This is a genomic window from Anoxybacillus sp. ST4, assembly GCF_019448545.1.
In the GTDB taxonomy this organism is placed as follows: domain Bacteria; phylum Bacillota; class Bacilli; order Bacillales; family Anoxybacillaceae; genus Anoxybacillus; species Anoxybacillus pushchinoensis.
This window is the reverse complement of record NZ_JAHZOE010000019.1, coordinates 1-24,879: the sequence shown is the minus strand read 5'-3', so window position 1 is coordinate 24,879 and position 24,879 is coordinate 1. Positions and strand designations below refer to the sequence as shown.

General features: G+C 41.3%; 20 protein-coding genes and 1 pseudogene. 19 read left to right on the top strand and 2 right to left on the bottom strand.

Annotated elements, in window-relative coordinates:
* The first annotated feature begins 185 nt into the window (after window positions 1–185).
* The 7 genes and pseudogenes from hsdR (at window position 186) to K1I44_RS11305 (ending at window position 13,895) form a co-directional block, all read left to right on the top strand.
* Window positions 186–3,431, top strand: a complete 3,246-nt coding sequence (hsdR, locus tag K1I44_RS11335) for a type I restriction-modification system endonuclease (protein ID WP_219986182.1) — start codon at window positions 186–188, stop codon at window positions 3,429–3,431.
* On the top strand, window positions 3,432–4,910 hold the full coding sequence (locus K1I44_RS11330) for a class I SAM-dependent DNA methyltransferase (RefSeq protein ID WP_219986181.1): 1,479 nt from the start codon (window positions 3,432–3,434) through the stop codon (window positions 4,908–4,910).
* Window positions 4,907–6,349, top strand: a complete 1,443-nt coding sequence (locus K1I44_RS11325; protein ID WP_219986180.1) for a restriction endonuclease subunit S — start codon at window positions 4,907–4,909, stop codon at window positions 6,347–6,349. The genes K1I44_RS11330 and K1I44_RS11325 overlap by 4 nt, the downstream gene beginning before the upstream one ends.
* Window positions 6,350–6,459: 110 nt before the next feature.
* The gene (locus K1I44_RS11320) at window positions 6,460–9,984 is read left to right on the top strand and encodes a hypothetical protein (RefSeq protein ID WP_219986179.1); all 3,525 of its coding nucleotides are present in this window, start codon (window positions 6,460–6,462) and stop codon (window positions 9,982–9,984) included.
* 185 nt (window positions 9,985–10,169) lie between these two features.
* On the top strand, window positions 10,170–11,093 hold the full coding sequence (locus K1I44_RS11315; protein WP_219986178.1) for an Rpn family recombination-promoting nuclease/putative transposase: 924 nt from the start codon (window positions 10,170–10,172) through the stop codon (window positions 11,091–11,093).
* A gap of 722 nt (window positions 11,094–11,815) precedes the next feature.
* A complete protein-coding gene (locus K1I44_RS11310; protein WP_219986177.1) occupies window positions 11,816–12,778 on the top strand; it encodes a DUF3800 domain-containing protein in 963 nt (320 codons plus the stop codon).
* Window positions 12,779–12,994: 216 nt separating this feature from the next.
* Window positions 12,995–13,895: pseudogene (locus K1I44_RS11305) on the top strand (Rpn family recombination-promoting nuclease/putative transposase).
* Between the two features lie 105 nt (window positions 13,896–14,000).
* Here K1I44_RS11305 and K1I44_RS11300 read toward each other — a convergent pair.
* Window positions 14,001–14,486: a DinB family protein gene (locus K1I44_RS11300; RefSeq protein ID WP_219986176.1), complete on the bottom strand. Its 486-nt coding sequence runs from the start codon at window positions 14,484–14,486 to the stop codon at window positions 14,001–14,003.
* 361 nt (window positions 14,487–14,847) lie between these two features.
* On the opposite strand from K1I44_RS11300, the gene K1I44_RS11295 reads away from it, so the two are divergent.
* From K1I44_RS11295 to K1I44_RS11270, 6 genes are all read left to right on the top strand, one after another.
* Complete coding sequence (locus K1I44_RS11295; protein ID WP_219986175.1) at window positions 14,848–15,564, top strand: DsbA family oxidoreductase; 717 nt, start codon at window positions 14,848–14,850, stop codon at window positions 15,562–15,564.
* A gap of 220 nt (window positions 15,565–15,784) precedes the next feature.
* A complete protein-coding gene (locus tag K1I44_RS11290) occupies window positions 15,785–16,924 on the top strand; it encodes a conserved virulence factor C family protein (protein ID WP_219986174.1) in 1,140 nt (379 codons plus the stop codon).
* A 189-nt stretch (window positions 16,925–17,113) separates the two neighbouring features.
* On the top strand, window positions 17,114–17,377 hold the full coding sequence (locus K1I44_RS11285) for a hypothetical protein (RefSeq protein ID WP_219986173.1): 264 nt from the start codon (window positions 17,114–17,116) through the stop codon (window positions 17,375–17,377).
* A gap of 46 nt (window positions 17,378–17,423) precedes the next feature.
* On the top strand, window positions 17,424–17,849 hold the full coding sequence (locus tag K1I44_RS11280) for an NUDIX domain-containing protein (RefSeq protein ID WP_219986172.1): 426 nt from the start codon (window positions 17,424–17,426) through the stop codon (window positions 17,847–17,849).
* A gap of 233 nt (window positions 17,850–18,082) precedes the next feature.
* On the top strand, window positions 18,083–18,937 hold the full coding sequence (locus K1I44_RS11275; protein WP_219986171.1) for an RCC1 domain-containing protein: 855 nt from the start codon (window positions 18,083–18,085) through the stop codon (window positions 18,935–18,937).
* A gap of 264 nt (window positions 18,938–19,201) precedes the next feature.
* The gene (locus K1I44_RS11270) at window positions 19,202–19,429 is read left to right on the top strand and encodes a transporter suffix domain-containing protein (RefSeq protein ID WP_219986170.1); all 228 of its coding nucleotides are present in this window, start codon (window positions 19,202–19,204) and stop codon (window positions 19,427–19,429) included.
* Window positions 19,430–19,694: 265 nt separating this feature from the next.
* Here the strand turns inward: K1I44_RS11270 and K1I44_RS11265 are convergent, their stop codons facing one another.
* Entirely contained in the window at window positions 19,695–20,582 is an 888-nt protein-coding gene (locus tag K1I44_RS11265; protein ID WP_219986169.1) for a LysR family transcriptional regulator, read from the bottom strand.
* Window positions 20,583–20,705: 123 nt separating this feature from the next.
* On the opposite strand from K1I44_RS11265, the gene K1I44_RS11260 reads away from it, so the two are divergent.
* The 6 genes from K1I44_RS11260 to K1I44_RS11235 all read left to right on the top strand — a co-directional run bounded on the left by K1I44_RS11260 (window position 20,706) and on the right by K1I44_RS11235 (window position 24,616).
* Window positions 20,706–21,620, top strand: a complete 915-nt coding sequence (locus K1I44_RS11260; RefSeq protein ID WP_219986168.1) for a DMT family transporter — start codon at window positions 20,706–20,708, stop codon at window positions 21,618–21,620.
* A gap of 605 nt (window positions 21,621–22,225) precedes the next feature.
* Window positions 22,226–22,366 carry a YrzI family small protein gene (locus K1I44_RS11255; RefSeq protein WP_183182930.1) on the top strand — a complete coding sequence of 47 codons (141 nt, stop codon included), beginning with the start codon at window positions 22,226–22,228 and terminating at the stop codon, window positions 22,364–22,366.
* A gap of 126 nt (window positions 22,367–22,492) precedes the next feature.
* Window positions 22,493–22,708: a hypothetical protein gene (locus K1I44_RS11250; RefSeq protein ID WP_219986167.1), complete on the top strand. Its 216-nt coding sequence runs from the start codon at window positions 22,493–22,495 to the stop codon at window positions 22,706–22,708.
* A gap of 239 nt (window positions 22,709–22,947) precedes the next feature.
* Window positions 22,948–23,226: an autorepressor SdpR family transcription factor gene (locus K1I44_RS11245; RefSeq protein WP_219986166.1), complete on the top strand. Its 279-nt coding sequence runs from the start codon at window positions 22,948–22,950 to the stop codon at window positions 23,224–23,226.
* Window positions 23,223–23,849, top strand: coding sequence for an SdpI family protein (locus K1I44_RS11240; RefSeq protein ID WP_219986165.1), 627 nt, complete (start codon window positions 23,223–23,225; stop codon window positions 23,847–23,849). The genes K1I44_RS11245 and K1I44_RS11240 overlap by 4 nt, the downstream gene beginning before the upstream one ends.
* Window positions 23,846–24,616 (top strand): YhfC family intramembrane metalloprotease, encoded by a 771-nt coding sequence (locus tag K1I44_RS11235; RefSeq protein ID WP_219986164.1) that lies wholly within the window; start codon window positions 23,846–23,848, stop codon window positions 24,614–24,616. The genes K1I44_RS11240 and K1I44_RS11235 overlap by 4 nt, the downstream gene beginning before the upstream one ends.
* Window positions 24,617–24,879: the final 263 nt, after the last annotated feature.

Sequence of the window (24,879 nt, the reverse complement as noted above, 5' to 3'; positions counted from 1 at the left end):
TTTTGTTTCACTAACATAATTACATTATTTTTCATACGACAATAATATATATTATGTAAACTGATTAGACAAAAGAAAACAAGGCAGGAAATGTCGTATCTGATTACAAAATGTAAAATATATGGTAAAATGAAACTAATAACGTGATAGTAGAAGAATGAATAATAAAGAATGGTGGGGTATATATGTCGCATAACTTTCGCTTTTTAGAAGAAAAGTGGGAAGTGCTTGCAAGAGTTGGGGAAACGGCAGAACGCAACGTATATGAAAACCCAAATGTAACAATCAGCGAACTTCGGAAATTTGCCGAAACAATTACAAAGTATATTTTAGCACTGGAAGAGATTCGCGAAGAAAAAGGAACGGATCAGCAAGAAAGACTCAAAGTGCTTTTTTATGAACAAATCATCCCAAAAGAAATATACGACTTATTTACGGTCATTCGTTTGAAAGGGAATTTAGCGGTACATAACCCAAGCTATGGGGAAGTAGAGGAAGCAAAAGCGTTATTACATATGGCATTTCGCATCGCTGTTTGGTTTATGGAAGTGTACGGCGATTGGTCATTTCAACCACCAGCATACGTCGAGCCAGTACCACGTGTTAAAATGCAAGAAGAAGAACTGCAGCGCGTGATTCAGTCGTATGAGCAAAAACTTTCTCAGCTAGAAACAGAACTTGAGAAAATACGCAAAGAACAGCTATATGTCTCGAGTGAAGAGAAACAAAAACGCCGTGAACTTTCGCAGCGGGCGGTTATCGATTTGGAATTGACCGAAGCGGAAACGCGCATCCTTATTGACCAGCAACTGCAAGAAGCAGGTTGGGATGCCGATTCGGAGAAATTGCGATTTTCCAAAGGAGCTCGTCCACAAAAAGGGCGAAATATGGCGATTGCTGAATGGCCGTTACGAAATGGCTACGCCGATTATGCTTTATTTGTTGGGCTTGAATTGGTTGGAATCATTGAAGCAAAGCGGGCGAGCAAAGATATTCCATCCGATATTGAACAGGCGAAAGAATATGCAAAATCGATTGTTCGCCACGGTAATGAAATCATTCACGAACCGTGGGGCGATTATTTTGTTCCATTTCTCTTTGCGACAAACGGGCGACCTTATTTAAAACAGTTGGAACAAAAATCAGGCATTTGGTTTTTAGATGCGCGAAAATCAACGAACCATCCGCGCCCACTGCAAGGATGGTATACGCCGCAAGGATTAAAAGATTTGCTCAAACAAGATATTGAACGTTCCGAGCAGCTTTTGCGCGATGAAAAGTTCGACTATTTAAAATTGCGCCCTTATCAAGTAAAAGCAATTCAAGCGGTCGAAAAAGCGCTCGAAGAGAAAAAGCGCAGCATTTTAATTGCGATGGCGACAGGAACAGGGAAAACGAGAATGGCGATCGGGTTAGTTTATCGATTAATTAAAGCAAACCGTTTCCGCCGTGTTTTATTTCTCGTGGATAGAAAAGCGTTAGGCGAGCAAGCCGAAGGGGCATTTAAAGAAAGTAAGCTCGAAAACTTCTTGACGTTTACGGAAATTTATCATTTGCAGTCGTTGTACGACCAAAAACCAGACAACGAAACGAGAGTGCACATCGCGACGGTGCAAGGAATGTTAAAACGCATTTTTTATAACGATCGGGCAGAAGATGTTCCGCCAATTGACCAATACGATTGCATTATTGTCGATGAAGCCCATCGTGGATATACGTTAGATAAAGAAATGGATGAAGTGGAACTACAATTCCGCGACCATCAAGATTATGTAAGCAAATACCGCAAAGTACTGGACTATTTTGACGCCGTTCGCATTGGGTTAACAGCGACGCCAGCATTGCATACGACCGAAATTTTCGGTCCCCCTGTGTTCACGTATTCGTATCGGGAAGCGGTTATTGACGGATATTTAGTCGATCACGAACCTCCTTACCAATTTGAGACGGTGCTAAAAAAAGAAGGGATTACGTGGACAAAAGGGGAAACGGTCGATGTGTACGACACGGTATCGGGAACGATTTCGCAAGAGTATTTAGAAGACGAAGTGAATATCGACGTGGCACATTTTAATACAAAAGTCATTACCGAAAGCTTTAACCGTGTCATTATTCGTGAGTTGACGAAATACATTTCCCCTGACGATGAAGGAAAAACGTTAATTTTTGCAGCGACGGACGATCATGCCGATTTAGTCGTGCGCATTTTAAAAGAAGAATTTGAAAAAGTATATGGGGCAGTCGAAGATCAAGCCATTATGAAAATTACGGGTTCGATTAAAGACCCTTCTGGCGCCATTCGCCGCTTTAAAAATGAAAAATACCCAACCATTGTCGTGACGGTCGATTTATTAACAACAGGCATCGACGTACCAGCCATTACCAACCTTGTATTTTTGCGCCGAGTTCGTTCGCGCATTCTGTACGAGCAAATGCTAGGACGCGCGACGAGAAAATGCGACGAGATTAAAAAAGACCATTTCAACATTTTCGACGCCGTTGGCATTTATGAGTCGTTAAAACCGTATACAAGTATGAAACCAGTAGTGACACGACCGAATATCTCGTTAACACAACTCGTCGAAGAATTAGAGAAAATGGAGAAACAAGAACATCTCCAATACCAAAAAGAACAAATTATCGCGAAAATACAGCGGAAAAAGAAAACATGGTCAGAGCGTCAACACCAAGACTTTCACGTGCTATCTGGCGGAAAAACGGTCGATGAATTTATTGATTGGATAAAAGACTTGCAGCCGGAACAATTACCTGTAGAATTAAAAGAGTACAAATCAATGTTCCGCTATATGGACGAAAATCGCTACCGAGAAAATAAGCAATTTATTTCGAATCATGAAGATGAACTAATTGAAGTAAAACGCGGATACGGCAACGCAGAAAAGCCAGACGATTATTTGCAGTCATTTGGCGAATTTATTCGCAACAATATGAACAAAATCCCTGCACTCATGGTCGTTTGCCAACGCCCTACCGAATTAACAAGGGAAGAGTTAAAAAAGCTTTTACTTGAATTAGACCAGAAAGGATTTTCTGAGAAAAAGCTACAAGCGGCATGGAGAGAAGCGAAAAACGAAGACATCGCCGCAGATATTATCGCCTTCATTCGCCAGCAAGCATTAGGCGACCCGCTCATTAGCCATGAAGAACGAATTAAAAACGCGATGAAGAAAATTTATCAAATGAAAGCATGGCCGCCGGTGCAAAAGAAATGGCTTGAACGCATCGAAAAGCAGCTGTTGCAAGAATACGTCCTTCACCCCGATCCAGAAAAAGCGTTCGAATACGAGCCATTTAAGAGCCATGGCGGATTTAAGCAAATTAACAAAATTTTCGACGGACAACTCGCGCAAATTGTCCGCGAAATTAACGTCAACTTATATAACTATCACCCAAAAAAGGAGCAAGCTTAGATGAACAACCGAGAAATTGTCCAAAAGCTTTGGAATTTATGTAACGTTCTTCGTGACGATGGAATTACGTACCATCAATACGTGACAGAACTCACGTATTTGCTGTTTTTAAAAATGATGAAAGAAACAGGGCGAGAGTATATGATCCCAGAAGCGTATCGCTGGGATTCGCTCGTGACAAAAAGCGGCATTGAGTTGAAAGACCATTATCAACAGCTTTTACTTGCATTAGGAAAAGAAGAAAATGAATTGTTAAAGCAAATTTACACAGACGCTGCTTCGAACATTCGTGAGCCGAAAAACTTAGAAAAAATCATTCAATCGATTAATAGTCTCGATTGGTACAATGCAAAACAAGAAGGACTAGGCGATTTGTACGAAGGGCTTTTAGAGAAAAACGCGAACGAAGTGAAGTCAGGAGCGGGGCAATATTTTACGCCTCGCCCGCTCATTGAGGTCATTGTGGAATTAGTGAATCCACAGCCAGGGGAACGTTGCCACGACCCAGCGGCAGGAACGTTTGGTTTTATGATTGCCGCCGATCGCCACGTTCGCAAGCAAACGGACGATTATTTTGATTTGTCGCAAGAAGAAATAGAGTTTCAAAAATATAAAGCGTTCTCCGGCGTAGAGCTTGTCCGAGATACGCATCGCCTTGCGGTCATGAATGCACTGCTTCATGACATTCATGGGGAAATTGTATTAGGCGATACGCTTTCATCGCTAGGGGAAAGCTTGAAAAACTATGATGTCATTTTAACAAACCCGCCGTTTGGAACGAAAAAGGGCGGCGAACGCGCGACGAGAACAGACTTTACGTTTATGACATCGAACAAACAGTTGAATTTCTTGCAGCACATTTATCGTGCGCTCAAACCAAACGGAAAAGCGCGAGCAGCCGTCGTCGTGCCAGATAACGTCTTGTTTGAAGGCGGAGTCGGGGCAGATATTCGCCGGGATTTAATGGATAAATGTGAGCTCCATACGATTTTACGTTTGCCGACGGGCATTTTTTACGCCCAAGGGGTAAAAACGAACGTCTTATTTTTCACGCGCGGCACAAGCGATGTCGGCAATACGAAAGAAGTATGGGTGTACGATTTGCGGACAAACATGCCGTCGTTTGGAAAACGCAATCCGCTCACGAAAGAACATTTCGCCGATTTTATTAACGCGTATACAGCGGAAGATCGCCATCAAGTGCAAGATGAACGCTGGAACGTATTCACGCGCGAAGAAATTGCGAAAAAAGGCGACAGCTTAGACATCGGCTTAATTGCCGACGAATCGCTATCGATTTACGAAAACTTACCAGACCCAATCGAATCAGCCGAAGAAGCTGTCGAAAAACTCGAATTAGCGATTTCTTTATTAAACGAAGTCATCGCTGAACTAAAAGCGGTTGAACAACCGAACAGCTACCAACCATCGAATGACACATTAAAAGTAGCAGAAACATCTGAGGTGCTGAAAAAATGAGCAAAACAAAACAAAAACCAATTGACGAGCTACTAAAAGAAGCACTAGTCCCGGAAGACGAACAACCGTATCAAGTGCCGGAGAATTGGGTGTGGGTGAGGTTAAAATCTATAAATAAAAATGAGAAAAGAAATATAGATCCTAGAGATTACGGTGAGGAAATTTTTGAACTGTATAGCGTACCGAGCTATGATCTGGACGAGCCTGAGTATGTCAAAGGAAAAGAAATTGGCTCTAACAAGCAACTTGTACAAGAAAACGAAATTCTTTTATGTAAAATTAACCCTAGAATCAACCGAGTATGGATTGTTTCGAATAGCAAAGGCAAATACAGACAACTAGCTTCTACGGAATGGATTGTAGTTAGTAAGAGTCAAGTAATTTATCCAAAATACTTATTATTTTTGCTAAAATCACCGTACTTTAGAAAATTAATCACTTCTAATGTCTCAGGAGTAGGTGGATCTCTTACCAGAGCAAAGCCGAAAGACGTAGAGATGTATCCAATTGCTGTGCCGCCTCTCAACGAACAAAAACGCATTGTTGATAAAATCGAGCGGCTGTTTGCGAAAATTGATGAAGCGAAGCGGTTGATTGAGGAAGTGAAGGAATCGGTTGAACTAAGAAGGGCGGCGATCTTGGATAGGGCTATAAGGGGAGAATTAGTTAAACAAAGTTCTCTAGATGATTCAGCAGATATATTGTTGGAATATATCAAAATGAAAAGAGATTTTTTGGTCAAACAAAAGAAAATTCATAAAGAAAAAAATCTTCCAATTTTAGGTCTTGACGAATTACGCCATAATATTCCTGAGAATTGGATTTGGGTAAGACTAGGGGAAGTTATTGAGTTAATTTCTGGTCGCGATGTTAGTGTAAAAGAATGCAACAATGACGGCGTAGGTGTTCCGTATATTATGGGAGCAAGTAATATAATGGATGATACGTTAATAATTGAAAGGTGGATCACAAAACCATCAGTTGTTGGTAAAAAAGGTGATATCCTTTTGTCAGTAAAGGGGACTGTGGGAAAAGTAGTTATTCAAGAAGTGGAAGAGTGTCATTTAAGCAGACAAATAATGGGTTTAAGACCTATGGAAGGTGTGTATGGGCGGTATCTGAAAATTTTTATCCAAACTTATGTGCAAGTACTAAAAGAGAAATCAAAAGGAGTAATACCAGGTATTTCTCGGGAAGACATTCTTTTAGCTCCTTTTCCGCTACCACCATATAATGAACAAAAACGTATTGCTGAGAAAGTGGATTTTTTGTTAAGTAACTTAGATCGTGAAAAAGAAATGGTTTTAGAAGTTGAAGAAAAGCTCGATTTATTAAAGCAATCCATCCTCTCCCAAGCCTTCCGCGGCGAGCTTGGCACAAATGATCCGAACGATGAGCATGCGATTGAGTTGTTAAAGGAAGTGCTAAAATCTAAATAAACTATAATCTAGAAGCTCACTCGACACATATAGAGTGGGCTCTTTTGCACATAAGTGACGTTTTAAATTGTTTATTCTAATAGATAACAGTTTTAAAGGGGGATTGTGTTATGGACAACCTCATGAAACAAATTAGCAATCCTTCATCAACTGGAGGGCTCGGTATTCATTTTGAAAATCGTGTTCAGGCATCGTTTGTGCTTCTAATGCTTACAGGCGGTTTTGCTCCTTGTTTGCCGACATGGCCTATTTGCAAAATTAAGTTTCAAGGGAAATATCAAAACTTTGATATTGATGATCTCATCGTTTACACGAAACAGCTAGAGACTAACAAAGAAGCAAAACTTTTATGCCAAATTAAACGTTCTATTGACATTACTAGCGGAAGTCGTGAGTTTGGTGAAGTTATGCGGGCAGCTTGGAGTGATTTCAATAAAAAAGGTCTGTTTACTGAAGGGACAGACGCTATAGCACTTATTACAGGTCCGCTTAGCGCTAAAGATACCCGCGGTGTTCGTGATTTGCTTAGACAGGCTCAAAACTCGGAAAGCGCAGAGGATTTTATTCAGAGGGTAGATCTTTCTAAGTTTTCAGGAGGAGACCAAAGGAGTAAGCTCGAGGTTTTTAAAAGCCATTTAAAAGCTGCCAATAATCATAATGATGTTACAGACGAGCAGTTATGGAGATTTTTGAAAAGCTTTCATTTACTTATCTATGATCTCGATATTGAAGGGGTAACGCTCTCGTTGTTGCATTCTCTAATAGGACAGTACTCTGTAGACCGTGTCCAAGATATTTGGGCAAGGATTGTGAATTTGGTGGAATGGAAAAACGAAAATGCCGGTTTTGTAACAATCGACTGTATGCCTGATGATATTCTCACATTGTTTCAAAGGCCGATTCCAAGAACGATTCCTAATAATTTCTTGGCGCCCGCTTTGTTACCAGCTAGAGAGAAAGGATGGGGGCGTCTTGAATATGCGTCATCTTTAGCATTTGCGAACCTTATTGGTTCATGGAACGAAAAGACTGAGGGAGATCTTAAAATCATTTCGAGCCTTACTAGAGAAATGTATCATGACTGGATCAATAAGATTCAAGATATTATTCATACTCCTGATGCTCCTGTCGTTTTAAAAAATGGAATATGGAATGTTACAAAGAGAAAAGAATTATTGGAGGAATTGGGTTCTCGCATTTTTGACCGTCATTTGGATAATTTTAAACAATGTGCTGTGGCTGTTCTTACTGAGCGACACCCTAAGTTTGAATTACCGCCGGAAAATCGGTTTGCTGCGAATATTTACAATAAAGTATTGAAGCACTCAGATTCTTTACGGAAGGGAATCGCAGAGACGCTTGCGCTTCTTGGAACTCATGCAGATAATTTACCCAACTGTTCCTTAGGTAAAGCGGATGCCGTTGCAGCAACAGTAGTCAGAGATGTTTTGCAGAATGCGGATTGGGTACTTTGGGGAAGCTTGAACGATTTGCTTCCATTACTTGCAGAAGCGGCACCGGATGAATTTTTGCAAGCTGTTGAGAATGCATTACAACAGACTCCTTGCCCATTCGATGAGCTTTTTTTACAAGAGGGAAACGGAATTATGGGTGGCAGTTATGTTGCAGGATTGCTTTGGGCATTGGAAACACTTGCGTGGGACGAGCAGTTTTTAGTTCGAACCTCTGTCGTTTTAGGTGAACTCGCATCTCGCGACCCTGGTGGCACGTATACCAATCGCCCTATAAATTCGTTGACGACTATTTTTTTGCCCTGGCTTCCGCAAACAACTGCACCGATCGAAAAGAGGAAGGTAGCGCTTCAAATACTTCGGCGAGAAGTTCCTGATATTGCATGGAGATTATTGTTAAACTTGCTTCCGAATCAACGCACAACGTCTATAGGTTCTCATAAGCCTCTTTGGCGTAAAACTACGTTAGAGCACACAGAAAATAAAGTGACTCGTGATGAGTATTGGCAGCAAGTTTCTATTTATGCAGATTTGGCTGTCGAAATGGCCAAAAGTGATCTTTTTAAACTGGTTGAACTTATTGAACACTTTGATCATCTTCCACCAGTATCTTTTGATAAAGCGTTAGAGTATCTTTCGTCTAAAGATATGATAGATAGCATATCGGAAAATGATAGGAACCATATTTGGACAGCGTTAGTTAAGCTTACTCAAAGACATAAAGCTTTTAGTGATAAGGATTGGGCGCTTAGTCTTGATTCGGTTTCTCAAATTGAAAATGTCGCTAAGTTATTTACTCCAACGAACCCGATATACTTGTATCGTTGGCTATTTAACGAGCGGGATTTTAGAAAGAACCAAGAACCAGAGGTTGAAAAACAACGTCAGCAGGCAATAAAAGATGTGCTAGAATATGGGGGGATAGATGCAATATATGAACTTGTGAGAAAGGTAGAATCACCGATAAAAGTGGGAAAAACTCTTGCTAGCATGGCGGTGAAGGAAATTGATTCACTCATTCTTCCAAATGCGCTGAATACTGATAATCTACAGATTGTCCAGTTCGTGCGAAGCTATGTTTGGCAGCGATATTCAGAGCAAGGATGGACATGGGTCGATAGATTAGACTATAAAAATTGGACAAATGTTCAAATAGGATGTTTTCTCTCATATCTTCCCTTTATGGCAGAGACATGGGATCGCGTAAACACATTGCTTGGGGATGACGAGATAGAGTATTGGAGCAGGGTAAATGTAGGTCGTCTCGAATCAGCTGCTCATCTTGAATTTGTTGCAAGAAAATTAATTGAGCACAGTAGACCGCTAGCAGCTATTGACTGTTTATATTATGGAGGTATTTTGGAAAAAAGACCTTTGAATCAAAAATTAGCCATACAGGCGCTTTTAGAAGCCATTTCTTCAAATGAAACCGTCTATTCCATAAGCAGATATGAAATTGTGGAGGTTATCAAAGTGTTACAAAATGATCCGGATATTGTAAAAGATGACTTATGCAGAGTTGAATGGGCATATTTGCCGATTTTAGATTCAAGAGATGAAGTTTCACCAAAGACGCTGGAAGAAAAACTAGCATCCGAACCACGGTTTTTTTGTGAAATAATAGCTCTTATTTATCGATCAAAAAGGGAGGCTGATCATAATATAGAGCCGACTGAACAAGAAAAGTTGATGGCGTCAAATGCCTATCGATTACTTGGTATGTGGCGAACGCCTCCTGGAGTGAAGTCAGATGGTAGCTTCTCGAAAGAAGATTTTATTCATTGGCTGGAATATGTCAAAGCAGCATGTACAGAATCAGGTCATATTGAGGTTGCAATGCAACATGTTGGAAAAGTCCTTACATATTCTCCGGCTGATCCTGATGGATTATGGATCCATAGAGTGGTGGCTGAGGTTTTAAACAGTAAGGACGGAGAGCAAATGAGAAAAGGTTTTTGCACGCAAATGTTTAATTCCCGCGGTGTGTATTGGGTAGATCCAACAGGAAAAGAAGAGCTGAAACTTGCTAAACAATATAGGCACAAGGCTGAAAGTATAGAAAATGCCGGATATTATCGTCTTGCAGCAGAAATTAGAAAGTTGGCAGAGCATTATGAATGGGAAGCAGAAAGGGTGGCTATCGAACACGAACAAGAAGATTAGAAGATTTGTAACTTGGTACGATGTCTGTGTTGCATTATTGGTTGCGTGCCTGTCACACCCCGAAGTTCGGTGCAGTTTCATAGAAACAGAGAGTCAAATTGCCTCTCTGTTTTTTTCACTTCCAAAGCAGGAACATCGCCACTTTTGTCGAACATATGCAACAAAACAGAAAGCGAGGTGCATATATGGCGGTTGACCATGATCGATTGTTTAAGGAGCTGATTACAACGTTTTTTGAAGAGTTTCTTCTTCTCTTTTTCCCGCATGTGCATGAGCATATCGACTTTCAGCATGTGTCGTTTTTGTCGGAGGAATTGTTTACCGATGTGACGGCGGGGGAGAAGTATCGCGTCGATGTGCTGGTGGAAACAAAATTAAAAGGGGAAGATGGCTTGATTATCGTCCATATCGAAAATCAAAGCTACGTGCAGCCATCGTTTCCCGAACGAATGTTTATTTACTTTAGCCGCTTGTTTGAAAAATACCGAAAGCGTATGTTGCCGATTGCCGTATTTAGCTACGACTATCTTCGCCATGAACCTTCCCCGTTTACGCTCCAATTTCCGTTTTTCGATGTACTCCAATTCCGATTTCTTACTGTGGAGTTGCGCAAGCAAAACTGGCGTGATTACATTCGCCACGATAACCCAATCGCCGCTGCGCTGTTAAGCAAAATGGGGTATACTGAAAGTGAACGGGTAGAACTGAAAAAGCAGTTTTTACGCATGATCGTACGCATGGAATTAGACGAAGCCAAGCAGCGATTATTAATCGGCTTTTTTGAAACATATGTGAAACTGTCGGATGAGGAAGAACAACAATTGCGAAATGAGGTGAATGAAATGGAAACGAAAGAAAAAGAACAAGTGTTGGAGTTAATCATTTCATATGAGAAAAAAGCGTTAGAAAAAGGCTTAAAAGAAGGAGTAGAGCGAGGGTTACAGCAAGGACTACAACAAGGATTACAACAAGGCCTGCAGCAAGAAAAGCGCCATATTGCGAAAAAGATGCTCGCGAAGGGCTACGACGTACAGACGATTCACGAACTGACAGAGTTGCCTGTAGAAGAGATTGAGAAGCTGGAGGAACATCGTGCCCTTGAAGAATAGTAGAGATAAAACTGTCCACTTTTAGCGGAAAATTATGATACGGTGCCTGTCACGCTGTTTTAGTGGATATGCCTCACCTGCGGAGCCAAACATGACTTCGACCATAACGCCGCTCGGAATATCTTGAATGAAGGACTTCGTTTGCTGTCGTTGTAGCGGCAGCCCAACCGTGGGACGCACGGGGATGGCTTGGTAAAAAAAATGCCGTGGGGCTGGTGTTCTCAAGAATCTCCCACCTCTAAGCGTACGCGTAGGTGGGAGAGCGTTCAATATAATGTAACCATGCTTTCGAGTGTAAAAACCGCTTGTTGGAAATCCAAAGCACCTTTTGCCATCTTGTTCACCTTCCTCGTCTCGAATGGTACTAGTATAGATAAGGGAAGCAGGAATAAATGCGATTTCACAAGCTTTTCCTATTCTATGAAGGGGATGAATAGTTATCATAAATCATACGAAATCAAAGGATAAGATCGTAACGCTTTTTGCATTTATTATCACTCTTTGTACATGGTTAGGTGCAAAAAAAGATAGCTCAGCCCTGCCTAAACGGTAGCGGGGAAAAGCTATCTTGCCGAACTTTTGTGCTATCAGCCCTGCCTAAACGGTAGCGGGGAAAATAACACCTTGTTGTAAATAAATATAAGTCATAAAATTTTTTTAGTCAATAGAGTTTGGTAAAAAAATATATCGATTGAATAAGAAAAAGAGGTGTACATCAATCTATGTACTACTTGATTTATTTTGATGAGAGTAATAAAATTGACCAATTTGACGTTGAGTATTCTTATTATGGTGCTTATGGAAGTACAGATATATCGATGGCAAAAGTTGTTAGAAAAGTTCGGGACATATTTAAACAATGTAAATCCTTTAGTGAATTACACTTTCGTGAGTATACTAAAGACAACCATGTAAAAAAATACTTTCAAACTCTCCATACAGTTATCAATGAGGATGTAAAAATAAACATTCTTATCGTTAATAATAAGGATGCCTTATATGCTGCGCAAAGGATAGGATTAACTACTACTGAGTTGAGAAATTTATTTTATATAAAGATACCAGAGAGGCTGTTCTATGGTGTGACCAGAAATTTATCCGAATTTAGTGAAAATGATGAAATGATTAAAGTTAAAATTAAAGTGGATCAGAACGACGAGTATGATGAGATTTTTCTTGGACATAAAATTATTGAACAGATGAACGCCCACTCTGCCTATAGAAACAAAAACTATCGAGTGGTTCGTGTAATGTCTCAAGATTCAGCTAAATCCATTCCTTTGCAAATAGTCGATACTTTTATGGGGATTGTTGTATTTTTGCTAGAAAAAAATTATCTCGAACAATCAAATGTTTCCAAAATAAAAAGCGATCTCATATATAGATTTCTGATCGAGCAAGATAACCTTAGTAGATTCCAGAAACAAATAAAGCTATACAAATGGACAGGCAGCGAAGAGCTTACTTCCATGAACATAAGTGATTATGTATCGCCTTTTATGGCCTATAAAGCGGAGTACGATGTGCAAGAAATGACACGCATCCAAAAAGTAATGCTCGAACATTCCCCAAAATCATTGAAAGAGTTGAGAGGAAAAGTGAACTATCCTAATACAATGCTAAATACACTTATAGCATATAAAGACCAGATTGAAGGACGCGGAAGAAATTATTCCATCATATAACTGCATGGAAAAATGATGTAACATTTGGTTAGAGAGCCAGATTACTCGCAGGAAAACTTGACAGTCAGGTGAAACCATTTTTATTTGATTATGGTACCTATCACGCTCAAAAGCTCAAAAAACAGAGAGTTCACCTCTCTGCTTTCTCGTTTCCAAAGCAGGAATGATACCGCTTTTGTCGAACATATGCAACAAAACAGAAAGCGAGGTGCATATATGGCGGTTGACCATGATCGATTGTTTAAGGAGCTGATTACAACGTTTTTTGAAGAGTTTCTTCTTCTCTTTTTCCCGCATGTGCATGAGCATATCGACTTTCAGCATGTGTCGTTTTTGTCGGAGGAATTGTTTACCGATGTGACGGCGGGGGAGAAGTATCGCGTCGATGTGCTGGTGGAAACAAAATTAAAAGGGGAAGATGGCTTGATTATCGTCCATATCGAAAATCAAAGCTACGTGCAGCCGTTGTTTCCCGAACGAATGTTTATTTACTTTAGCCGCTTGTTTGAAAAATACCGAAAGCGTATGTTGCCGATTGCCGTATTTAGCTACGACTATCTTCGCCATGAACCTTCCTCGTTTACGCTCCAATTTCCGTTTTTCGATGTACTCCAATTCCGATTTCTTACTGTGGAGTTGCGCAAGCAAAACTGGCGTGATTACATTCGCTACGACAACCCAATCGCCGCTGCTTTGTTAAGCAAGGGATATCCTGAGAGTGAACGAGTAGAGCTAAAGAAGCAATTTTTACGCATGATGGTGCGAATGGAATTAGGCGAAGCAAAGTAACGATTGTTCATCGGTTTTTTTGAAACATATGTCCAACTGTCAGACGAAGAAGAACAGCAATTACGAAACGAGGTGAATGAAATGGAAACGAAAGAAAAAAACAAGTGTTGGGGTTAATTATTTCGTATGAACAAAAAGCGTTAGAAAAAGGACGAGAAGAGGGGATAAAACAAGGGATGAAGCAAGGAATGAAACAAGGAATCAAACAAGGGATGAGACAGGGGATGAAGCGTCTTGTCCAAACGATGTCGGGAAAGGGATGGGTGTACAAGACATCGTAAACGTAACAGATCTAGCGGAAGTGAAGCAGCTGTTGAAAGAGGAATGATACGGTGCACTGTCACGCCCCGAATGAAAAGGGATATAGGAAGAGAGGGAAAGGAGCTGATTCCAAAAGTCTGCTTTTTAGCGCACTTTTGGGTCAGCTCCGGTTCTAGGACAGATGGGCTTTGATTTCTTCAATTTGCAAGAGATGGCGCTGTTCATGGTAGCCGACAAATTCCACCCATTGCTTTAAATTTAGTGGTCCGAAAACGGGATGTGAGAACGATTTGGTTTCCAAGTCAGCTTCGTTGGCTTGCTCAGCGACTTTGCGCAACCGTTGTCGCGATTGGTCCAATTTTTCTTCCAATTCATGTCGGGAGAAAAAGCGATCACTCGGGCGGGCGAAATCAGGCGCCTCCACTTTTTTAGAACGGTCGATGGTCAAGTGGATCGGTTTCTTCTCGACCGGCTCGCTGACGCCGTACGTTAACGTATGGGCGATCATAGTAGCGATCGATGTTTCGATTAAGTACAGGTGTTCAAGCACTTGAGCGATGGTCCAATTCCCTTCCGTCACCCGGGTATTCAGCTGTTCGTCTGATAGACTGGAAACGCTTTGGATTAGTTGCTGACGCACTTTTTCGTTGTAATCCATGATTTTCCTCCTTTCCATGCGGATTTTGTTCTATTATACGATCTTCATATGGTGCTTGTCACGCTCAGAAGATTGTCGCAGTTTCATAGAAACAGAGTGCCCTCCTCTCTGCTTTTCCATTTCCAAAGCAGGAACATCGCCGCTTTTGTCGGAAAATATGCAACAAAGTGGAAAGCGAGGTGCATATATGGCGGTGGATCATGATCGGTTGTTTAAAGATCCCTCCCTATTTCCAATGATATTATTGTGTCTGTCGCTTGTCGATCATATCTCAAACAAATCATTTGAAGACAAAATGATGCATTCGTTACAATGAATAAGAACACTCTCCGCATCGGAGAATGGAAACCGAGGTGTAACGATGAAAATTGAAGTATGGTCTGATTTTGTTTGCCCGTTTTGTTATATCGGAAAGCGTCGGCTAGAGCAGGCGCTTGAGTCTTTTCCGCATCGCGAGGATGTCGAAGTCGTCTTCCGTAGCTTTGAGTTGGATCCAAATGCGAAAACAGAAACGCCATTTAGCATCCACGAAATCATTGCCCAAAAATATGGGATTTCAGTGGAGGAAGCGAAGCGAGCAAACGCTGATATCGGCAGACAGGCTGAGGCAGTTGGTCTCATGCTCCGTTTTGAAACGATGAAGCCGACTAATACGTTTGATGCTCACCGTCTAGCGCAATATGCGAAGGAAAAAGGAAAGCTTGATGAAGTCGTGGAGCGACTGTTTTATGCCTATTTCACCGAATCGAAGCGAATAAGCGACCGCGATGTGTTGCTTGCGCTTGCTGAATCTGTGGGGCTGGATCGCCAAGAGACAGAAGCGGTGCTCGCTGGCGGGCGTTATGCAGAACAAGTGCGAAAAGAGGAAGCGATAGCGGCTCAACTTGGCATTCGCGGCGTACCGTTTTTTATGTTGAATGGAAAATATGCAATTTCCGGTGCTCAGCCTGTCGAAGTATTCCGTCAGGCGCTAGAGAAAATATGGACGGAAGAACAACAGTCATCATCGCTGCAATCGCTAGCAGAAGAAGGAAAAACATGCACGGATGGGAATTGCTCCATTGATGAAAGGAGTTAGCACCATGTCACTAAAACCATCTCCTCCATCGAACTCGGTGGGTGGAGGTGGTTATTTTATTATGTAGTCGAGACGAGGTGCCTTTCGTTTTAGGTGAAAGTTTTGTCTATGTATGAAGCGAAACTTTTGCTTTTCTTTGTTTCTTCTTTTTTAATGAAGTTATAGAGTGTTTTTTGCGTATGCACGTACCAGTATTTCATAGTGGATAGGAGAGAAGCGGATGAAAATTCAATCGATTGAACCGACACCAAGTCCCAATACAATGAAAGTGTTGCTCGATGAAGAGCTTCCATTTGGCACAAGCTATAACTATAAACCGACGCAAGCTGACCAGGCCCCTGAAATCATTCGACAATTATTGAAGATCGAAGGTGTGAAAGGGATTTACCATGTGGCTGATTTTTTAGCTGTCGAACGGCACGCGAAATATGATTGGAAACGGATTTTAACAAAGGTGCGCGAAGTGTTTGGCGAACAGGTGGAACAGCTTCAAGAAAATGGGGCAGTGCACACCGATCATTTCGGCGAAGTAAAAGTGTATGTGCAAATGTTGTATGGCTTGCCGATGCAAGTGAAGTTAACGGACGGCCAAGAAGAGAGACGGGTTGGTTTGCCAAAACCGTTTATCGATGCGGTGTTAGAAGCGCAAAAACATGCGGGCAATATTGTCTTGGAGCGAAAATGGATCGAAAAAGGCGTTCGATACGGAACGTTTGAAGAAATCGGTGCTGAAATTGTCGAAGAGTTGTCTGCTGCTTATCCGCCAGAGCGGCTCGAGCGGTTCGTACAAATGTTTAAGCAAGGCGAGCAGGCGAAAACACAAAAACGAACAAGTGTTCAAGTGACGGAACAAATGTTGGAAGATCCGGACTGGACGAAACGGTATGCCGCGTTGGAACAGATGGCAGAGCCGACGGAAACCGATTTGCCAGTATTGGCAAAGGCGCTAAAAGACGAGAAAGTGGCAATTCGTCGCTTAGCGACAGCTTACTTAGGAATGATTGGTGGGAAACGTGTGCTTCCGTATTTGTATGAAGCACTAAAAGACCCAGCGGTTTCTGTGCGGCGTACAGCCGGTGACTGTTTGTCTGACATTGGTGACGTGGAAGCAATTCCTGTCATGGTCGAAGCACTAAAAGATGCAAGCAAATTAGTTCGCTGGCGTGCTGCGATGTTTTTATATGAAAATGGGGATGAATCCGTCTTGCCTGCATTAAAAGCGGCCGAAAACGACCCGGAATTTGAAGTAAGCATGCAAGTAAAAATGGCGATTGAACGAATCGAAGGTGGCGAAGCGGCGAAAGGATCTGTTTGGAAACAAATGACGGAGAGTAGAAGAAAAGGAATGGAGGATGAATAATAAAAAATAGCGAAATAGAATGGTTGGACGTACCTCTATTATTTTTGCACAACTTGATTGCATTTTTTAGGAAAAAGACAGGAGTAAAGAAAACGGCTGTCTTTTTCGTTTTCCTGACAACTTTCGACAGCGTTTTTTTTAGTTTTTATGTAGGATAAAGGTAGTAATTTTAGTTGAGGGTTGAGAGTAATGGAAAAGTTTTTAAATTTTTTCGTTCCTATTTTTATTATTGTAATGAGTGTATTTGGGCTTATTTATGCTATACGAAGAGAGCGGGATTATTGTTTAAAATGTGGTGGAAAGCTGCTGGATTTTTATGTTGATCGTAATCAAAGAGCGTTTACCGACGGAGAGTTAGAGGCGTTTAAAGTTTTACATCCAGAGGATCGCTCAACATTTCAGAAAGTGAGGTATTGTCGTCAATGCCGAAAAGCATATCGGCACATCAATTAAATACAATGAGTCTACCTCTATAACAAAAATAAAGAGGAGAAACCTGATGCGAATACGTAAATGTGCTAGAGCAATAATTGTAAATGAATGTAATGAAATTCTTCTCCAAAAATTCGAATTCAAAGATGTCATAGGAAACAATGTGTTATGGGTAACTCCCGGAGGCGGAGTTAAGGAAAAGGAGACTCCAATCGAAGCCTTGAAAAGAGAATTATATGAAGAGCTTGGCATTGTTGGTGATATTCATGAAAAGCCATTATTTGAAATCGACGTACTCATTGAAGGAAAAAATGATTCTTTTATAAGTCATGAGATTTATTATAAGATAACTATTCAATCCGATACGATATTATCGATTGAAAATATGACTGAAAAAGAGAAGGATACGTTTATTGATTTAAAGTGGTGGGGTAAGGAAGAGTTGAAGAAAACAAAAAACTTTGCCCCGCGTGAAATATTGAACTATTTTTAGAAAGCAAACACCATTAATGATTTTTTATGCATAAGATTAATCAGGTAAAAACCGATTTTTCTTTTTATTTGCTCTTATTCTCTTGTTAGTATCTGTAAAACCAGCCTCAGCTGTTACATTTGTTGGCACTTGTGCTCGTTGAGCGTCAGGGCTCAATGAGCACAGTGAGTAAAGATTATTTTTGCAGAGTGGAAAAACGGTATTATATTTCACTGAAAGGAGCGACATGAAAAATGAAAAGCCGACCTATGAATACTATAGCGGCTGGTCGCCGCCATACCGTTGGGCTTCAATTGGATGGAACGGTAGTAGCTGTAGGGGATAATGCATATGGCCAGTGTGAGGTAAGCGATTGGCGTGATATTGTAGCGGTTGCGGCAGGGAATGTTCATATGGCAACGAATACAGGCAATGCTCATACTGTTGGGCTTAAATCGTACGGAACAGTGGTAGCGGTTGGATGGAATAAGCATGGTCAATGCGATGTGAGTGACTGGTGCGATATCGTGGCGGTGGCTGCGGGGTGGCGTCGTACCGTTGGACTTCGTTCGGATGGAACGGTAGTGGCTGTTGGACGAAACACTGAAGGGCAATGCAATGTAGGCGATTGGCGTGATATTGTGGCGATTGCAGCGGGTGACTGGCACACTGTCGGGCTTACATCAAATGGCACGGTGGTGGCTGTGGGAAATAATCGATATGGTCAATGCAATGTAAGCGACTGGCGTGATATTATAGCGGTTGCAGGAGGCTATCTCCACACTGTCGGGCTTACATCAAATGGCACGGTGGTGGCTGTAGGGAATAATCGATATGGCCAATGCAATGTAAGTGACTGGCGAGGCATTATAGCAATAGCAATAGGGAGTAATCATACCGTTGGACTTACGATAGAAGGGGGAGTAGTAGTTACTGGGAATAATACATATGGCCAATGCAATGTAAGTGATTGGGATAACATTGTAGCAATTGCGGCGGGATGTGCCCATACCATCGGACTTCACCAAGATGGCACGGTGGTAGCTGCAGGGGATAATACATATGGTCAATGTAATGTGAGTGATTGGCGCGACATTCAGCTTCCTTAGGGAATAGTACCGCCGGGAAGTCACGTGCAATTTTTGGAGAAAAATTATAAATATAGTACGGTTACTATGGAACAAGCCGCTGGTGGATCTCCTTACACGCTTGTTTACTATCTGTGCATTACGAAGTTTTTTCAACCGTTTCGGCATAACGAAACTTTGTGAAATAATGTCTTGGACGCCTATACGAAGTTGAAGTGATATCGTGCCTGTCTAGTCTTCCTGATGTTTCTCATTTGTTGTGCGTGATCTTAGAGGGGGTATTTTGTGACAAAGAAAATTGGTTGGGCGTTCCTCGTACTGTCAACACTTTTTTTTCTTGTTCCATTTCTCATTCCGTTTTTCACGATGTCCACGAAAATGAAGGTGGCGATCGGCGGTGTTGCGCTTGTCGCAGCGGAAGTGTTGTTCTGGGTAGGTGCTCTGCTCGTTGGAAAAGAAACCGTACAAAAATATACGAAACGTTTCTTTAAGAAGAAGGAAAAAGACTCGTAAGCTCGCACGAATTGCGTAGGAAAAAAGGTGGCGCACACGGAGAAGGGAGAGCGATTGAGGCAAAGGAAAATATCGGTAAACGTCTTGTTTATTTCTCTTGCTGCTAACGATGTAAAGGTTTTTCATTTTCGTTACATGAGAGACATTGGTGCGCAAAAATGAATCTATCTTCCTACGGACGACCCATTAATTTATCTCCCATAAAAATATTATGTAAACTATTAAAGAGGAAGAAGGGCGAAGGGATAGTCCTTTCTCCGCTACACTACGCCTCTTCTATGTGAACGAAGAGCTCTATCAACTGTTTTATCGGCTGTGATAACCATTTTTTGCGATGGTATACAAGCTGAAGGTATAGATTGATTTCCATCGATGGCAGGGGAATGCGTACCAACTTCTCTTTTTCTAACTCTGCTTCCACCGCCATGAGCGGCAAAAACGCAATGCCAAGACCATAAGCGACGCAGCGCTTGATCGCTTCAATGCTTCCCAATTCAATCGTGTATTCAAAACGAATGCCGTGATGGCGGTACAAACCTTCAATAATTTTACGATAGCTACAACCTTGTTCAGTGACAATGAGCTTTTCATTGCCCAATGATTGCAAGTTCATCTTCTCCACTTGAGCGAAAGGATGATCTGGTTTTGCCACAAGCACTAACGGCTCTTTTTTAAGTACTTGAACGTGCAAATCTGGATTTTCTTGTTGCTCATCGAGAATGATGGCCAAGTCGAATGTTCCTTGTTTAACGCCTTTTAATAAGTTTTTGCAAATATTTTGTTGCAAGAGTAAATTGACTTTCGGATGTCTATGTTTAAATGCTTGCAAATACGGGGGAAGATAAAACCCGGCTACCGACTCAATCGTGCCGATTGATACGCTTCCTGTAAGCTCTGCCTGTGCCGAAAGGATTTGTTTCGCTTCATCTAGCAAACTGACAATCTTATTCGCATACTCCAGCAACTCCGCACCGGCAGGCGTCAACTTAATCTTGCCTCCCCAGCGTTCAAACAAAACAACGCCAAATTCTTCTTCAAGCTTTTTAATTTGCGTCGTCACGCTCGATTGCGCATATCCCAGCATTTCGCCAGCCTTCGTAAAACTGTTCCATTTCGCTACTTCCCGGAACGTCTGCAAATAGTCGATGTTCATACACAACAACCTCCTATCAAAAATATTGATGATCGGTATCAATTATTATCGATAACACCTATGACCAATTATTTGTAGAATGTATTATAACAAAATTTTTAAGAACGACGGGGAGGATTTTTCATGGAAACTAAAAATATGAAAACATATATCCTTTTGTTTTTAACCGCTGCCATTTGGGGTGGTGCCTTTGTCGCAGGAAAAATTGCAACGGCCACTTTGCATCCTGTCTCCGTTGCGTTTTTTCGCTTTTTCGGCGCTAGCTTGATTTTATTTCCATTACTGCATTGGAAAGAGCCGAACCTTCCGACCCCAACGAAAAAAGATTGGGGAGTGTTTGCGTTGCTTGGGTTGACAGGAGTGTTTTTCTACAACATTTTCTTTTTTATCGCCACTAAATATGCGCCGATTGTGAAAAGCTCGCTAGTCATTGCCGTCAATGCGCCGTTAATTACGCTATTGTCCGCACTATTTCTGAAGGAAAAAATGAACGGAAAAAGTATATTGGGCATGGTGATGGCTTTATTTGGGGCTGTCTATATCATTACAAATGGCCATCCGTCCGTGCTCATCCAAATCGGCATCGCTCCCATCGACCTTGTGCTAGTGGGGGCATGTTTCAGCTGGAGTACATATTCCGTGATCGGAAAAGTTGCGATGAAAAAATATAGCCCGCTTGCATCGACAACGTACGCAACAGGCTTTGGAACGCTTTTTCTAGCTCCGTTTGCGCTACATTACACTTCTTTTACGTCCATTCAGGCGAGCGGATGGGATGTTTGGCTGAGTGTGCTGTATGTAGCGGTCATCGTTTCCGCTATTAGCTTCGTTTGGTGGTATAATGGCATTCAAAAAGTAGGTGCTTCGACCGCCTCTATTTTCATTAACGTGATGCCCATTTCCGCCGCCATCATGGGTACGATCTTTTTTAATGAACAGTTGAAGCTCGCTCACATCATTGGAGCGGCGTTCGTATTCGGCGGCATTTTATTTAATATTTACAGCAAACAAACACGCTTTTCTATTCAACGGCAGTAGGCAAGAAGTTTCCAACCTCTAAGCGGAGGGAAGGCGGAGTTGCCAAGAGGAGAATCGATGAATTGGAGTGCACTGTGGAAGGTTGTTTCTGTGTGAAATAGGTGTAATACGACAAAAAGGGAAGTGTAAAATGCCCATAGGCGACGTCATGCCTCTCTTTTTTGCGATCGTATTTATTTGTTCTAACAAAAGACGAAACAGGAAATTAAAAAAACAGAAAAATTGAGCCAACGGTTACAGCTTACCGAACAGAAGGGAACGATAAATTAAGAAAATTTCCATAAAACCATTTACAACGTTACATGTTTTGGATATAATTTACTTCGTAACATGATTTCGGAAGGAGGATGAACAAAATGAAAACAATGATGAAACGAACAGCACGTACAACTAAACATCCACAAACGATTCGACCTTCCGAGCCTGTTACAGTGATTTTCGTTTAAATAGTCCAACGAACGCCGCGGGAAGGAGATCGTTTGTTTCCGCGGCGTTTTTTCGTTTTTTAGCCGCGGAATGCGCCATTCCCGCGGCTTTTTTATGCCTTAAAGCCGTGGGAACTCTCTGCTCTCGCGGCTTTTATTGATGAAAGGGGGGGAAAGACGATGACGATCCATTTATGGTTTGTGACCATCACCATTCAACGGCGAAAATGGACGATGGAGGAGATCGAACATGAACGGCTTATCCGGCAGATCGAAGAAGAATTGACAAACCGGAAATGCTTGTTGCACCGATGGTTTTAAAACTTATCATCTACAAATTTAAAGGAGGAATGCACAATGGGAATGTGATAGATATCTTTTACATTGTTAGATAGGGAGATGGAAAGCGGTTAGATGATAATGAACAAACGAAGGGGATGATCCAATATGTTTTCGGTATTGTGGAAGCTGCGTTTCTTTTTTAAGCAGCATTGGAAACGATACGTCATCGCCATTGCCCTCTTAATAATAGGGGGGATGATAGAAACGATTCCGCCGAAACTGCTTGGAATCGCGATTGATGATCTGTATGCCGAGGGTCTTACTAAAGGCAAGCTTATGGAATATGTCGGAAGGCTCATCGGGTTGGCGTTAGTGATTTAAGGCGTCAACTATATTATATGGATGTATCAGTTGTTCGGAGGTGCGTTTTTATTAGAACGAAGCATGCGTTCCCGTATAAAGAGCACCTTGTTTGGTCCTCTTTTCTTCTGTCGTGAAATGAGGATTGACAGAAGAACACAATATGGAATATCATGTAATTAGAAATTTATCTAAATATCTAATTTTTGCTTGATATTTAGAAATTCGTCTAACTATGGAATAGAAAGTGGGGGAGCATCGTGTCATTTAACGAAGCGTTTAAAGCGATTGCCGATCCAAACCGAAGAAAAATTCTTTCTTTATTAAAAAAAGGGGACTTAACAGCAGGGGAAATTGCCGAGCATTTTGATATGCAAAAGCCAAGCATTTCCCATCATTTAAAAATATTAAAGCAAGCCGACTTAGTGGAAGATCGCCGAGTTGGTCAGCATATTTATTATTCATTAAACACAACGGTGTTCCAAGATTTAATGAGCTGGTTTTATGACATATTACAAAAAGAAGGTGATGAATCATGAAAAAGCATTCGCTTGTTATTTTTCTCATTATATGTAGCTATATCTTAAGTTTATTAGCTATTCCGTATTTGCCGAATGAGGTAGCCATTCATTGGAACGTTGCAGGAGAACCAGATGGCTTTATGAGTAAATGGTGGGGCGCGTTATTATTTCCGATTTTGTTAACAGGAATTGTTGCTCTCATCGTCTTTTTGCCGAAAGTGGATCCGCGCAAAGAAAACTACGAGAAATTTGAAAAAGTATATCGCATTTTTTTACATGTATTTGTTTTGTTTTTATTTAGCATACATGTGGTGACGCTTGCGTATAATATCGGAATTCCTGTGCAAGTCGATGTCGTTGTGCCGATTGGAGTTGGAATGTTGTTCATTGTCCTTGGAAATTATATGCCGAAAATTAAACCGAATTATTTTTTCGGTATTCGTACCCCCTGGACGCTAGAAAATGAAGAAGTTTGGCAAAAAACGCATCGTGTCGGAGGAAAATTGTTTGTTATCATGGGTGTGTTGATTATGCTTACGATATTTGTAACAAGTGTATGGCGCTTTATTTTTCTTATGATCATTGTATTTGGTGGCACGATGTATTTGTTTATCCAGTCGTATTTATTTTCGCGTAAATGAAAGGGGAGATCGACTTGGTTGGGATGTTTGTTCAATTGTTTCTTTCTTTGATTGTTCCTTTCGCACTTATCATATATGGACGAAAAAAAGGATGGCTTTCTTGGAAAGCGTTCGGTGTCGGCTTGCTTATTTTTGTTTTATTTTCACAAGTGTTAGAGAAAGGCATGCATATACTTGTGATTGATCCGAGCGGCACATCGTTAAAAGGAACAAGTAGCGTTTGGGCGTTTGTCGCTTACGGAGCTTTAGCAGCTGGAGTGTTCGAAGAGATAGGAAGATATGTCGGATTTCGTTTCATGTTAAAAAACAATCGAACGTATGGAGATGGATTATCATTTGGTTTAGGACATGGAGGAATGGAAGCTGTGCTTATTGGTGCTTTTAGCGCCGTGAACATGATGGTCATTTCTCATCTCGTGCAAACAGGTCAGTTTGAGCAAATTGCTTCCTCTCTCCCTGCTACACAAGTGGAGATGCTCAAAACGATATTAAATCAGCCTGATTGGATGTATGTATTAGGTGGTATCGAGCGAACATTTGCGATAGCGATCCATGTTGCGCTTTCGCTTCTTGTTTTATATGGGGTTCGGAAAGGACAATTTCGTTACGTGGTGTATGCCATTTTGATTCATGCATTAATTGATATCGTCCCTGCGTTATATCAAGTGAAAGTCATTTCAAATGTTTGGATTGTAGAAACGCTTCTTGCTTTCATTGCCATCGCTTCGCTCGTCTTTATTCGACGTATAGCGGAAAAGTTTCATTAAAAAAGTTGTAAAACATATTGCCTCTCCCTTATGCTCGTGTCAAAGGCATGAGGGAGAATTTTATGCGCTGTTCAGTTAATCGGAGTGCAGTTCGCCATAGAAACAGTCTTAAAGCGAAAGTATAATAGAAAAGAAAGTAAAAAAGGAGCATTCCTGTTAGAAAGGTTTTCGGGGACTTGAAAGAAAAAAGCCCTCTTGGTATGATGCAGGGGTGTCAACACCTAAAATCAGACCAAGGAGGACTATACAGTGAATTGTACACG